Raw genomic sequence first — 13,458 nt, forward strand, 5'->3', positions numbered from 1 at the left:
ACACCTTCCGTTCGTTAATTTCAGTCCACCAGATTGTTAGATTCTTGTGATTGCCATTGTCTACCCCCAGTTCTACGGCGTCGGCGGCATAGCCCGTTATCTCGACTCCTTTCTGACCAACCTTCCGTCTGGTCATCCGCCAATCTATCTGGTGACTGGCGACGAGCATCGAGTCGAGCGCAGCTATCCCGGCGTGGAAATTATCCATATCCCTTTCAGTTCCAGCCGGTTCAATCTTTTTATCTGGGGTTTGCAGGCGCGCAAGCTGCTGATCCGCCTGCATGGCGAAAGGAAGATCCAGTGGGTCAATCTGCATTTTCCACCGCTAATCCCCGGGCTTTTTCTGCCGCGGCAAATTCCGGTGGTGCTGACGGCGCACACTACATATCTAGGTATGTCAGGCCGTTTTTACGAAACGCGGCATTTCGAGAGCCAGTGGAGCAATGCTTCGCTGACGATCAAGTCCTGGATGGAGCGCCGTATTTTCAGCCTGACGAGCAAGGTGATCACGCTGACCGAGCAGGGGCGTCAGGAGGTGCTGGCTTACGGGTTCAAGGGGCCGGTAACGGTGATCCCGAACGGCGCAGACGTGAAGTTGTTTACTCCGGATGAGTCAGCGGCTAAAGAGTTCGATGTGCTGTTTTGCGGACGCATCGAATTCCGCAAGGGTAGCAGGGCGATGGTGGAGTATTGCCGACAGTTGATCGCCAGGAAGTCGGATGTGCGGATTTGCATCGTCGGTTACGGTGATGACGATGCCTGGGTGACGGAGGCTTTGGCGCCATTCGCACAAAACGTGGTGTTGACCGGCAAGCTGCCTTTTTCGGAGATGGTGGGTTACTACAACCGTAGCCGGGTTTATGCGTCGACGTCTTACTACGAGGGCTTGCCGGGAACTTGCTTGGAGGCGATGTCGATGCAGCTGCCGGTGGTGGTTTGGGACTTCCTTTTCTACCGTGGTCTAGTGATTGAGGGTGAGACTGGGTCGCTGGCATCGCCAAATGACTTCGTTGCGATGGTGGACAAGACTTTGGCCTTGCTCTCGAATGCAAAGCAATCGGCTCAAATGGGGCGAAACGGGCGAGCGTTGCTGGAGTCGGATTACAGTTGGTCGAAGTTGGCGGGCGACATCCTTGAGGTATTCAAATCTTGAGTGCGGGAGTGCGACCCCTCCGGGTATCGATGCTTGGCCTGCGAGGTTTTCCCATGGTCCAGGGTGGAGTGGAAACTCACGCCGAAAACCTCTGCCCCTTGCTTGCAGAATTGGGCTGCTCGGTCGAGGTCATTGCGCGTTCGACCTACCAGCCAAAAGAGATCACTGAATGGCGAAATGTTCGGTTCAAGAACATTTGGGCGCCAAAATCAAAAGGTCTTGAAGCCATCGTGCACACCTTTCTTGGTGTGCTTTATGCGGGGCTGATCTCCCGCCCGGATGTGTTGCACATCCAGGCGATTGGCCCGGCATTGATGGCGCCGCTGGCCCGACTGCTCGGCTTGCGCGTGGTCGTTACGCATCACGGCCCGGATTACGACCGGCAAAAATGGGGGCGCTTTGCGAAGCTGGCCCTGCGCATGGGTGAGCGTTTTGGCATGCGCTGGTCCAATGCCAGGATTGTTATTTCAAAAGTAATCGCCAATATCGTTTTGCAGTCGCATAACCGGGGAAGTGACCTGATTCCGAATGGTGTTGTGCTGCCTGAGATGCCTACGTTGACCGGTACGCTCGATAGCTTTGACCTTGAGGCAGGGAAGTATGTGGTGCTGGTGAGCCGTTTGGTGCCGGAAAAACGCCACCTTGATCTCATCGAGGCATTCAATCGGGCCGCCTTGCCGGGTTGGAAGCTAGCGATTGTTGGTGCATCGGACCATCCGGATGCTTATGTGCTTGAGGTGCTGGAAAGGGCCAAGGTGTCTGCGAATATCGTATGCACTGGCCTGCAAACCGGAAATGCTTTGCGCGAGTTGTATGGCCATGCCGGGATGTTTGTCTTGCCGTCTTCTCACGAAGGCTTGCCCATAGCGCTTCTGGAGGCGCTGTCGTATGGATTGCCGGTCATCGCCAGCGATATTCCGGCCAATCTTGAGGTTGGGCTCTCCGACGAGCATTACTTTCCGTTGGGAAACACCGAAGCGCTCGCGGACCGGTTGCGTGCGTTTGCATCGCAGCCGCGATCACAGGAAAAGATCGATGAGCGACGGGCTTGGGTGTCTTCAAGATTCAATTGGCACGAGATAGCACGAAAAACCGCGGCGGTTTATAGGTCATTGCTGCGTTAAAGAATGAATTGAAGCAATGGCGTGGCAGTGAGGTAGGGACCGTTTCAAACTTTTTCCCATAGAACTAATTTTCTGAGTGGTGAATGATGATTTTGGTAACTGGCGGGGCCGGCTATATCGGTTCACATACCGTGGTTCAGTTGATTGCTGCCGGACACGATCTGGTGATTCTTGATAATTTTTCCAACAGTTCACCAAAGGTTCTGGATCGGATTTTTGCGATTTCCGGAAGTCGGCCGCAGGTGATCGACGGGGATATTCGTGATCCGGTTCTGTTGAAGCGGATATTTTCTGAATACCCGATTGATGCTGTGATCCATTTTGCCGGCTTGAAAGCGGTCGGCGAGTCGGTGGCGCAGCCGATTCGTTATTTCGATAACAATGTCGTCGGTTCCCTTCGCTTGTTTGAGGCCATGGCGGAAGCCAATGTCAAAACCTTGGTCTTCAGTTCATCGGCAACCGTTTATGGCGATCCTCATGCAGTGCCGATTTGTGAGAGTTTTCCTCTGCAGGCGACAAATCCTTACGGTCGCACCAAGTTGCACATCGAGGAAATGCTGCGTGATATCAGTTGTGCCGACCCCACTTGGCGGATTGCATTGCTCCGTTATTTCAACCCGGTTGGTGCGCATCCCAGTGGCTTGATTGGTGAGGACCCGCAGGGTATTCCTAACAATCTCATGCCATATGTGACGCAGGTTGCTGTTGGGCGTCGCGCCGAACTTGGGGTGTTCGGCAACGACTACCCGACACCGGACGGAACTGGTGTGCGGGACTATATCCATGTCGTTGACCTTGCCCGTGGTCACTTGGCTGCGCTTGATGCGCTAGTGAAGGCGGAAGAACTGATTACCGTGAATCTGGGTACGGGGCGTGGTTACAGTGTACTGGATGTGGTTGCTGCGTTCGAGCGTGCGAGCGGAAAGCCGGTTCCGTATCAAATCTTGCCGCGACGTGCGGGGGATGTCGCAAGTTGTTTTGCTGATCCCGCGGTGGCGTTTGAAAAGCTGGGCTGGAGAGCCGAGTTCGATCTGGATGACATGTGCAGGGATTCCTGGCGTTGGCAGGAAGGGAATCCAGAAGGGTATTGAGAAAGGCGTTGGTTGGCGGCGATAAGTGGACCCGCCACGGTCAACCGGAAATTTTGGCTAATTTTGAAATGCGGGGTTCATGATGTTCAGTGCGGAGAATAGCTCGTTTATTCTCCGCATTTTTTGCGGTTAATGGTTTGCCTTGACGAAGAGTGGGCTCCATAATCTGCACATGACTAGCGGCGACAACACTTACATCTGGCAGGCCGGTGATTGGCCGGAATGGCGCTATGATCTGGCCGCCTTGGCTGAGCCTTTGGCTGACGTGAGTCGTGCCCAAGGCTTGTTGCTTGGCCGTTTGGCCGACGTTGGCATGGCCTTGCGCGATCAGGCGAGCCTGGCAGCGTTGACGGAGGATGTGCTCAGGACGAGCGAGATTGAGGGCGAACGACTCGACGCCGAGTCTGTTCGTTCTTCCATTGCCCGTCGTCTGGGTGTCGATATCGGTGCGCTTGCCCCGATGGATCGCCACGTTGAGGGTGTGGTCGAGTTGGTGCTGGACGCGACGGCGCGTTGTGAGAGCGCACTGACGATGGACCGGTTGTTAGCCTGGCACGCTGCCTTGTTTCCCACTGGCTACAGCGGGCTATCGCAAATTGATGTCGGTGCCTTTCGCGACGATACCAATGGCCCCATGCTGGTGGTGTCCGGCCCGATCGGCCGGCAGCGGGTTCATTTCGAGGCGCCGCCGGCCGGTCAATTGGCGGTGGAGGTGGCGCGTTTTATCGCGTGGGCGAATGGCAGCTCAAAAGATCATCCGATCCTGAAGGCTGGTCTTGGTCACTTGTGGTTTGTGACGCTGCATCCGTTCGACGATGGCAATGGCCGCATCGCCCGGGCGATTGGTGATTTGTTGCTGGCGCGTGCCGATGGAAGTCCGCAGCGTTTTTACAGTTTGTCGGCGCAGATCCAGCGCGAGCGCCGTGATTACTACGCCATCCTGGAGCAGACGCAAAAGGGCTCGCTCGATGTGACGCCGTGGCTCAAGTGGTTTCTGGAAAATCTGGCAACGGCGGTTAATGCCGCACAGCACACGCTGGATGCTGTTCTGGTCAAGACACGCTTTTGGCAACGCTGGGCGACTACACCCTTGAACGAGCGTCAGGTAAAGCTGCTCAATCGGCTGCTGGATGGCTTTGATGGCAAGCTCAACAGTAGCAAGTGGGCGGCTATTGCCAAGTGTTCCCCTGACACAGCTCTGCGCGACATCAATGATTTGCTGGCTCGCGGGGTTTTGCGCAAGTCGACGGCGGGTGGGCGTAGTACCAGTTATGAGCTGAATGAGTGAGCGATGCGCGAATTGGGCGAGATGGTGTGGGCGATCGGCAGGAGGATCGTGAAATAATTGCCAAATGAATATTAATTTTTGATGGAGCAGCCATGATTTTAGTTACCGGTGCAGCAGGTTTTATCGGCAGTAATTTCGTGTTGGACTGGCTGGCCCAGTCCGATGAGCCGGTCATCAACCTCGATGACCTGACCTATGCGGGCAATCTTGAGAACCTCGCTTCGCTCGATGGCGATGCGCGGCATATTTTCGTCAAGGGCAGCATCGGCGACTTTGATCTGGTTTCGAAGTTGCTGGCTGAGCACCAGCCGCGGGCGGTGGTCAATTTTGCTGCCGAATCGCACGTCGACCGCAGCATTCATGGCCCGGAAGACTTCATTCAGACCAATATCGTCGGCACTTTCCGCCTGCTCGAAGCCGTGCGGGCTTTCCACGGTCAACTGGAAAAAACGGCCAAAAATGAATTCCGGTTTCTCCATGTGTCGACCGATGAAGTCTATGGCTCGTTGGCCAAGGACGATCCGGCCTTCACCGAAAACCACCAGTACGAGCCGAACAGCCCGTATTCGGCGAGCAAGGCAGCGAGCGACCATCTGGTCCGCGCCTACCACCATACCTACGGCCTGCCGGTGCTGACCACCAACTGCTCCAACAATTACGGTCCCTACCACTTCCCGGAAAAGCTCATTCCGCTGGTCATCCACAACGCGCTGGCCGGCAAGCCGCTGCCCATCTACGGCGACGGCCAGCAGATTCGTGACTGGCTGTATGTCAAAGACCATTGCTCGGCGATTCGCCGCGTGCTGGAAGCGGGCAGGGTGGGCGAGACCTACAACGTCGGCGGCTGGAACGAGAAGCCGAATCTCGATGTCGTGCATACGCTGTGCGCCATCCTCGACGAACTGAGCCCGCGTGCCGACGGTAAGCCTTACGTCGAGCAGATCACCTACGTCACCGATCGCCCGGGCCATGATCGGCGCTACGCGATTGATGCGACCAAGATCGAGCGCGAACTCGGCTGGAAGCCGGCCGAAACTTTCGAAACCGGCATCAAGAAGACGGTGCAGTGGTATCTCGATAACCAGGCCTGGGTGGCCAATGTGACCAGCGGCGCTTACCAGAACTGGGTCGGCAAGCAGTACAGCGCCTGATCATGAAAATTCTTCTGACAGGCAAGAACGGCCAGGTCGGCTTTGAACTGCAGCGGGCTTTGGCGCCGCTCGGCGAGGTGGTTGCCGTTGATCACCAGGAGTGCGACTTGGCCGATCCTGACGCCATTCGCCGGCTGGTCGCCGAGGTCAAGCCGCAGGTGATCATCAATCCGGCGGCTTACACGGCCGTGGACAAGGCGGAATCCGAGCCGGCGCTGGCCCGGGCCATCAACGGCACGGCGCCCGGCGTCTTCGGTGAGGAGGCGGCGCGTCTTGGCGCGCTGGTCATCCATTACTCGACGGACTATGTCTTCGACGGCAGCAAGCCCGGCGCTTACCTGGAAACCGATGCGCCCAACCCGCAAAGCGTTTATGGCCAGACCAAGCTGGCTGGGGAGCAGGCTTTGCAGGCGAGCGGGGCGGATTGCCTGATCTTTCGCACGAGCTGGGTGTTTGGCGCGCACGGCGCCAATTTTGCCAAGACCATGCTGCGTCTGGCAGCCGAGCGCGATGGCTTGAAGATCGTCGCCGACCAGTTCGGCGCGCCGACGTCGGCCGCGCTGCTGGCTGACGTGACGGCGCAGGTGCTCGGGCGCTACCAGCGTGAGGGCAGGGTGGGCTTCCCGTTCGGGCTTTATCACCTGGTTGCTGGGGGCTGCACGACGTGGCACGAATACGCCCAGACGGTGGTGCGCGCTGCGCAGGCCGCCGGCAAGCCGCTCAAGCTGACGGCCGACGAGATTCTGCCGATCACCACCGCCGATTACCCGCTGCCGGCGCCCCGGCCAAGCAATTCCCGACTCGACACGAGCCGCCTGCGCCAGACCTTCGGGCTGGAACTGCCTGATTGGCACAGCGGGCTGGACCATGTACTGCAACAGATTTTTTGATTTGAGGACTCATCATGCGTAAAGGCATCATCCTGGCCGGCGGTTCCGGCACCCGTCTCTACCCGGTCACCTTGGTCGTTTCCAAGCAGTTGCTGCCGATCCACGACAAGCCGATGATCTACTATCCGCTGACGACGCTGATGCTGGCGGGGATTCGCGACATCCTGATCATCTCGACGCCGCAGGACACGCCGCGCTTTCAGCAGTTGCTGGGCGACGGCAGCCAGTGGGGCCTCAATCTGCAATACGCCATCCAGCCCAGCCCGGACGGCCTGGCCCAGGCTTTCATCATCGGTCGCGACTTTGTCGGCAATGGCGACAGCGCGCTGGTCCTCGGTGACAACATTTTTTACGGCCACGAGTTTGCCAACGACCTCGGTGAGGCCGGTGCCCAGACCAGCGGCGCTACGGTTTTTGCCTACCACGTGCATGATCCCGAGCGTTACGGCGTGGTCGAATTCGACAAAGCCGGGCAGGCGATCAGCCTCGAAGAAAAGCCGACGGTGCCGAAGTCCAATTACGCGGTGACTGGCCTTTATTTCTACGACAACCAGGTGCTCGACATCTCTCGTGACCTCAAGCCGTCGCCGCGTGGCGAGCTGGAAATCACCGACGTCAATCGCGTCTATCTCGAGCGCCAGCAGTTGAACGTCCAGGTCATGGGCCGCGGCCATGCCTGGCTCGACACCGGCACCCATGAAAGCCTGCTCGACGCCAGCCAGTTCATCGCCACCATCGAAAAGCGCCAGGGCCTCAAAGTGGCGTGTCCGGAAGAAATCGCCTACCGCAAGGGTTGGGTCGATGCCGGCCAGCTCGAAAAGCTCGCCCAGCCGATGATCAAGAACCTTTACGGCCAGTACCTGATGGGCTTGCTCAAGGAACGGGTGTTCTGATGCGAGCGATAGCGACGGCCATTCCCGATGTGATCGCCCTTTATCCCAAGGTTTTTGGCGACGACCGCGGCTTTTTCTATGAGAGTTACAACCAGAAGGTCTTTCAGGAGGCCACCGGGCTGGATGTGACCTTCGTTCAGGACAACCACTCCAAATCCGCCCGCAACGTGCTGCGCGGCCTGCACTATCAAGTGCAACATCCGCAGGGCAAGCTGGTGCGCGTGGTGCAGGGCGAGGTCTTCGATGTCGCGGTCGACATCCGCAAAGGGTCGAAAACCTACGGCCAGTGGGTTGGTGAATTGCTGTCGGCGGATAACAAGCGCCAACTGTGGATTCCGCCCGGCCTGGCCCACGGTTTTGTCGTGCTCTCTGAAACGGCCGAGTTTCTCTACAAGACCACCGATTACTACGCCCCGGCGCATGAGCGCTGCATCGCGTGGAACGACCCCGATCTGGCGATTGACTGGCAGCTTGAAGGCGAACCCCTGCTGTCGGCCAAGGATGCGGCGGGGCAACGGTTCAAGGATGCGGTTGGGGAGTGATTGGGTGGTTCTTCCGTAATACGTCCGGAAACGGATAATTTTTCGATGGTATATACTCGGTATATCAATCGTTGTTGGAGGTGCTCAAATGCAAACTGCAAAATTATTCCAGAATGGCCGTAGCCAAGCTGTTCGGTTGCCAAAGGCATTTCGTTTTGAAGGGGTGAGCGAGGTTCGCATCGAGCGCGATGGTGATCGGGTCGTACTCAGTCCGGCATCGCGGCCTTCCATTGAGGGGTTGATTGCGGCGCTGGATGAGTTTGATCGCGAGAATCCGATGCCGGAGCGCGAGCAGGTTGCCGCGCCCGATCAGCGCGAATCCTGGTAACGGAGTTTCAGATGCGTTTCATGCTTGATACCAACATTTGCATTTACGCGATCAAGAACCGGCCGGCTGAGGTGCTGCAGGCGTTGCGGGCGCATGAGGCGGCCGGTATCGGTGTGTCAAGTATTACCGTGGCCGAGTTGTTTTTCGGTGTCGAAAAAAGTGGCTCGGGAAAAAATCGTCTGGCCTTGCAACATTTTCTGGAACCGCTGGAGATCGCAGATTTCGATGTGGCTGCGGCGCAGGTATATGGCGCGGTAAGGCAGCAACTGGAGCTTGCCGGAACACCGATTGGCCCGCTGGATACGCAAATTGCAGCGCATGCCCTGTCGCTCGGGGTGACTCTGGTGAGCAATAACCTTCGGGAGTTTTCCCGGGTCAAGGCGTTGCAGGTTGAGAATTGGGTTGGCGTTTGAATATCCTTTTGCCCAACATAAGTTTAATGGTTTGATTTTTAGCCAAATTTTCCGGTTGACCGTAGCAATCAACGTTTTTTATAGGTGTGGATTTTCATGACCCAGATTCTCCCCGTCGTACTCTCCGGTGGTTCCGGCACGCGTCTGTGGCCGCTGTCCCGCGAGAAATACCCTAAGCAGTTGTTGCCGCTGGTCGGCGAACAATCGATGTTGCAAGCCACGGTAGCCCGTCTCGGTGGCCTGACCGACATGGCCGGGCCATTGCTCGTCTGCAACGAAGAGCATCGCTTCGTCGTCGCCGAACAAGTCCGCACCCTCGGTCTGCATGGTTCCGTCCTGCTTGAACCCTTCGGCCGCAACACTGCCCCGGCCCTCGCCCTGGCTGCCCTGTGGGCGGTGCGCGACGGCGAAGACCCGGTCCTCGTCGTCATGCCCGCCGACCACGACATCGCCGACGGTGCCGCCTTCCGTGACGCCGTCAGCCGCGCCGTTACGCTCGCCGCCACCGGCGTCACCGTCACCTTCGGCATCACCCCCGACTGCCCGGAAACCGGCTACGGCTACATCCAGCGCGGGCGGGCCCTGGCCGACGGCTCCGGCGGCTTCGCGCTAGCCCGCTTCGTCGAAAAACCCGACCGCCCGACTGCCGAAAGCTATCTCGATTCCGGCGACTACCTTTGGAACAGCGGTATCTTCGTCATGAAGGCCTCCGTCTGGATCACCGCCCTCGGCCTCTGTCGTCCGGACATCCTCGCCGCCTGCCAAAAGGCGCTCGCTGGTGGCAAGACCGACGGCGACTTCGTCCGCGTTGATGTTGAAGCCTTCAAAGCCTGCCCCTCCGACTCCATCGACTACGCCGTCATGGAACGCCTCACCACCGGCGGCGCCGGCCTGCCCAAAGCCGCCGTCATCCCGCTCACCGCCGGCTGGTCGGACGTCGGCGCCTGGGATGCCCTGTGGAAAGTCCTGCCCAAATGTGGTGAAGGCAACGCCACCCGCGGTGACGTCATGCTCGAAAACTGCCGCGACACCCTCGTCGTCTCGGAAGGTCGCCTCGTCGCCTGCATCGGCGTCAGCAACCTCGTCGTAGTTGAAACCGACGACGCTGTCCTCGTCGTCCATCACGACGCCACGCAAGACGTCAAAAAGATCGTCGACCGCCTCAAAGCCGACAAACGCAGCATCGCCCAATGGCACCGCAAGGTCTATCGCCCCTGGGGCTGGTACGACGGCGTCGATGCCGGCGAACGCTTCCAGGTCAAACGCATCGGCGTCAAACCGGGCGGCACCCTGTCACTGCAAATGCACCACCACCGCGCCGAACACTGGATCGTCGTCAGCGGCACGGCCCGTGTGACCAAGGGCGAAGAAACCTTCCTCGTCTCCGAGAACCAGTCAACCTACATCCCGCTCGGCGTCACCCACCGCCTGGAAAACCCCGGCATCGTGCCGCTCGAAATGATCGAGGTGCAGTCCGGAAGCTACCTGGGCGAGGACGATATCGTGCGCTTTGAGGATACTTACGGGCGCAGTTGAGGGGCGTTCTTCAGACTTGTAGTCTGAATGGACTATTGTCATAAAAGCTGCCTCAATTCACTATTCTTCCTGAATAATTATTGATTTTCAGAAAGCGTATCCCATGAAAAAAATCGTTACCGGTATGGCTCTTGCCATCGCTGCTGTTTCCGCCTTTGCTGCACCTGCGCCGTCCGCTTCGTTGACGACCTCTGGTGCAACGTTTGCCGAATTTACCGGCAGTACCGTTGGCAGCAACGACATCAATACCAATAACACACTGTTCTGGATGTACGAAGGCAGCAACCTTGGCTACAACAGTTACTTGCTGATGTTCGATCCGCTGTCTAGTGGTTCGATGGCTGGTTCCGTGACCTTCTCCGGCAATATCGCCTACGTCGCTTCGACGACTGTTGCGTTGGTCGGCACCGACTTCCTGTTCAGTAATCCGGGTGTGACGTACGACTGGAAGACCAACTCCGGTCTTGAGTCGAGCGATGCGCTCAGCGTTTCTGGCAATACGCTGACCCTGAGCTGGCGCGGTGCCAGCCCCGGCGACAATATCCGCGTGCTGACTGCCGTGCCGGAACCGGAAAGCTACGCGATGTTCCTGGCTGGTCTGGGCATCATCGGTGCCATGGTTCGCCGCAAGAACATCTGAGCGTAACGTTCAGCTTGCAGAATGCCGCCTTCGGGCGGCTTTTTTTCGTCCATAGGGAGTAATGACGTGGCAAAGGGAATGATTCTGGCTGCCGGCCAGGGAACGCGGGTTCGTCCATTGACCAAGGATTGGCCGAAGCCGATGGTACCGATTTTGGGCAAGCCGGTAATGGCGTACCTGATCGAGCATCTGGTGCGTTATGGCATCACCGATATCATGGTCAACGTGGCGTATCACCACAAAAAGATCGAAGAGTATTTCGGCGACGGCCGGCGCTGGGGCGCCAATATCGGCTATTCCTACGAGGGCGTCTGCGATCACGGCGATATTCTCCCCCGGCCCAAGGGCTCGGCTGGTGGCATGAAGGCGATTCAGGATTTCAGCGGTTTTTTTGACGAAACGACCTTGGTGATCTGTGGCGATGCCATCGTCGATCTCGATATCGGCGCGGCGTTGTTCGAGCACAAGAGCAAGGGCGCCCTGGCCAGCGTGGTGACGCTGGAAGTGCCTAACGATCAGGTGCAGAACTACGGCATCGTGGTGGCTGATGACGAGGGGAAGATCGAATCCTTTCAGGAAAAGCCGAAGCCGGCTGAGGCTAAATCCAACCTGGCGAGTACCGGCATCTACATTTTCGAGCCGCAGGTGCTGGATCTCGTGCCGTCGGGCGTCGAGTTCGACATCGGCAGCCAGTTGTTCCCGCTCATGGCGGAAAAGGGTTTCCCGTTCTACGCCCAGAGCCGGTTTTTTAACTGGATCGACATCGGTCGCGTAACCGACTACTGGTCGGTGCTGCAGCGCGTGCTGCGTGGCGAGGTGGCCGAGATGGATATGCCGGGCAAGGAGATCATGCCGGGTGTCTGGGTTGGCCCGAATGTCTCGATCAATTGGGATAGTTCGAAGATTGTCGGGCCGGTTTATATCGGTTCAAGTGTCAGGATCGAGCCTGGCTGCTCGGTTATCGGCCCGGCCTGGATCGGCCATGGCAGCCATCTGCGCCAAGGTGCCAAGGTGATTCGCAGCGTGCTGTTCGAGTACACACGTATCGGCGAGGGCATGGAGTTCTCCGAGATGATCGTTTCGCCCCGCTATTGCGTAGACCGCGCCGGTGACACAACCTATGTCGGCGATGACCGCTGCAAATTGCGCTGGGGCGATTCGCGGGGGTGATCTCGGGGATGATATGAATGTACAGCGCACGACGACGAAACAGGCTTTGGTGCGCAGCCGTTTCTGGCTGGCTGTGGGGTTGCTGGGCGTGTCTGCGCTGTTCGTTCTGGGGGCACAACCTTTCGCGGTAGGGATTATCCCTTCGCCATTCGACAAGCTGGCGCATGCGCTGGTGTTCGGTGCTTTGTTTCTGGTGCTGGATAGTGCGCTGGCATTGCCGCTCTGGTTGGTTTTGATGATTCCTTTGCTGATTTCAGCCGCCGATGAATTTCATCAGCTTTTCTTGCCGGGCCGCCAGCCGGGTCTGGCTGATTGGTGGGCAGGCTTGTGCGGGGTTGTGCTGGCCGCCTGCTGGCGTCATTTCCGCCGCTGACCGAGCGAGTTTGGCCTAGCCAAAGTTGTAGTTGGTTTCAGGCAGTCCGTTGTTGGTAATGTCTTCAAGTTTGCCGACGGCCTGGGCGCGATTGCTGACGTTGATTTTCTTGAAAATCCGTTGCAGGTGGTTTTTTACCGTGAATGAGCTGATGTCGAGGATCATGCCGATTTCAATATTGGTCTTGCCGCTGCGTACCCATTCCAGAATCTCGATTTCACGTGTGCTGAGGCCGGACTTGATCAGGGAATTGATCAGCGTGGGAGCGGTGACCTGCTCGGGCTCATAGATCGGCAGGCCATCTGTTTTCCGGACGGCAGCGTCAACATGGGGAAGGAGCAATTCGAAGAGTCTTCTTTCCTGCTCGCTAAAGCTGCCATCCCGCCTGAGCAGGATGTACAGATGATCCGCCTTGAAGCGGGTGTCCGGAATTGCATGGAATAAAATGTGTTTCATTTCATGTAATTCTGATTTAAGAAATATTGCATCAATATTACTGTCACTTATGCTCGATATAGTGGCCGATGTGACCCGGCCGGATCCGGCGATCCAATGCTGGTGAACTCCTTTTCTGAAGTCACGAATGGTGCTGTGCAGAGGCTTAGCACTACGTATTCCGGGGATGGCCGAAACAATGTCACAGTGGTAGGTCTCACCACCGATCGCGCCGCTGAAGCAGATGAGAACGTCATGCTGTATGGCTTCCTGGAAGTCACCCTGTAGCCATAGAAAGAGCTGAAAGTGGCTCTGGATGGACAACGAGTTATGCATGATCCGGACTATCAGTTCAGGATCGAATTTTGGCTGGCTGGATGCCATAGTGACTGGTGTGTATCCATGGGTTGGAGTCCGCATTATGCGATGGT

At 57.6% G+C, this 13,458-nt stretch carries 15 protein-coding genes; 14 read left to right on the forward strand and 1 reads right to left on the reverse strand.

Features of this window, described 5'->3' with window-relative positions:
• Positions 1-46: 46 nt before the first annotated feature.
• The 14 genes from KI610_RS10425 to KI610_RS10490 all read left to right on the forward strand — a co-directional run bounded on the left by KI610_RS10425 (position 47) and on the right by KI610_RS10490 (position 12,592).
• Positions 47-1,153, forward strand: coding sequence for a glycosyltransferase family 4 protein (locus KI610_RS10425; protein ID WP_226494913.1), 1,107 nt, complete (start codon positions 47-49; stop codon positions 1,151-1,153).
• 68 nt (positions 1,154-1,221) lie between these two features.
• Entirely contained in the window at positions 1,222-2,277 is a 1,056-nt protein-coding gene (locus KI610_RS10430; RefSeq protein WP_264178718.1) for a glycosyltransferase family 4 protein, read from the forward strand.
• An 83-nt stretch (positions 2,278-2,360) separates the two neighbouring features.
• Positions 2,361-3,368 carry a UDP-glucose 4-epimerase GalE gene (galE, locus tag KI610_RS10435; protein ID WP_226494915.1) on the forward strand — a complete coding sequence of 336 codons (1,008 nt, stop codon included), beginning with the start codon at positions 2,361-2,363 and terminating at the stop codon, positions 3,366-3,368.
• Positions 3,369-3,540: 172 nt separating this feature from the next.
• Positions 3,541-4,656: a Fic family protein gene (locus KI610_RS10440; protein WP_226494916.1), complete on the forward strand. Its 1,116-nt coding sequence runs from the start codon at positions 3,541-3,543 to the stop codon at positions 4,654-4,656.
• Between the two features lie 92 nt (positions 4,657-4,748).
• The gene (gene rfbB, locus KI610_RS10445) at positions 4,749-5,807 is read left to right on the forward strand and encodes a dTDP-glucose 4,6-dehydratase (RefSeq protein WP_226494917.1); all 1,059 of its coding nucleotides are present in this window, start codon (positions 4,749-4,751) and stop codon (positions 5,805-5,807) included.
• 2 nt (positions 5,808-5,809) lie between these two features.
• Positions 5,810-6,697 carry a dTDP-4-dehydrorhamnose reductase gene (gene rfbD, locus KI610_RS10450; protein WP_226494918.1) on the forward strand — a complete coding sequence of 296 codons (888 nt, stop codon included), beginning with the start codon at positions 5,810-5,812 and terminating at the stop codon, positions 6,695-6,697.
• Between the two features lie 14 nt (positions 6,698-6,711).
• Positions 6,712-7,590 carry a glucose-1-phosphate thymidylyltransferase RfbA gene (rfbA, locus tag KI610_RS10455; RefSeq protein ID WP_226494919.1) on the forward strand — a complete coding sequence of 293 codons (879 nt, stop codon included), beginning with the start codon at positions 6,712-6,714 and terminating at the stop codon, positions 7,588-7,590.
• Positions 7,590-8,132, forward strand: coding sequence for a dTDP-4-dehydrorhamnose 3,5-epimerase (rfbC, locus tag KI610_RS10460; protein WP_226494920.1), 543 nt, complete (start codon positions 7,590-7,592; stop codon positions 8,130-8,132). Before rfbA ends, rfbC begins: the two co-directional genes overlap by 1 nt.
• 88 nt (positions 8,133-8,220) lie before the next feature.
• Positions 8,221-8,460, forward strand: coding sequence for an antitoxin (locus tag KI610_RS10465; protein WP_226494921.1), 240 nt, complete (start codon positions 8,221-8,223; stop codon positions 8,458-8,460).
• Between the two features lie 11 nt (positions 8,461-8,471).
• Positions 8,472-8,873, forward strand: a complete 402-nt coding sequence (gene vapC / locus KI610_RS10470) for a type II toxin-antitoxin system tRNA(fMet)-specific endonuclease VapC (protein WP_226494922.1) — start codon at positions 8,472-8,474, stop codon at positions 8,871-8,873.
• 96 nt (positions 8,874-8,969) lie between these two features.
• Positions 8,970-10,409, forward strand: a complete 1,440-nt coding sequence (locus tag KI610_RS10475) for a mannose-1-phosphate guanylyltransferase/mannose-6-phosphate isomerase (protein ID WP_226494923.1) — start codon at positions 8,970-8,972, stop codon at positions 10,407-10,409.
• A 103-nt stretch (positions 10,410-10,512) separates the two neighbouring features.
• The gene (locus KI610_RS10480; protein WP_226494924.1) at positions 10,513-11,049 is read left to right on the forward strand and encodes an FxDxF family PEP-CTERM protein; all 537 of its coding nucleotides are present in this window, start codon (positions 10,513-10,515) and stop codon (positions 11,047-11,049) included.
• Positions 11,050-11,115: 66 nt separating this feature from the next.
• Positions 11,116-12,219, forward strand: a complete 1,104-nt coding sequence (locus KI610_RS10485) for a sugar phosphate nucleotidyltransferase (protein WP_226494925.1) — start codon at positions 11,116-11,118, stop codon at positions 12,217-12,219.
• Positions 12,220-12,232: 13 nt separating this feature from the next.
• Positions 12,233-12,592 carry a VanZ family protein gene (locus KI610_RS10490; protein WP_226494926.1) on the forward strand — a complete coding sequence of 120 codons (360 nt, stop codon included), beginning with the start codon at positions 12,233-12,235 and terminating at the stop codon, positions 12,590-12,592.
• A 15-nt stretch (positions 12,593-12,607) separates the two neighbouring features.
• On the opposite strand, the gene epsA is transcribed toward KI610_RS10490, so the two are convergent.
• Positions 12,608-13,411 carry an XrtB/PEP-CTERM-associated transcriptional regulator EpsA gene (gene epsA, locus KI610_RS10495; RefSeq protein ID WP_226494927.1) on the reverse strand — a complete coding sequence of 268 codons (804 nt, stop codon included), beginning with the start codon at positions 13,409-13,411 and terminating at the stop codon, positions 12,608-12,610.
• Between the last annotated feature and the right edge of the window lie 47 nt (positions 13,412-13,458).

This window comes from Ferribacterium limneticum, assembly GCF_020510565.1.
GTDB classification, from domain to species: domain Bacteria; phylum Pseudomonadota; class Gammaproteobacteria; order Burkholderiales; family Rhodocyclaceae; genus Azonexus; species Azonexus limneticus_B.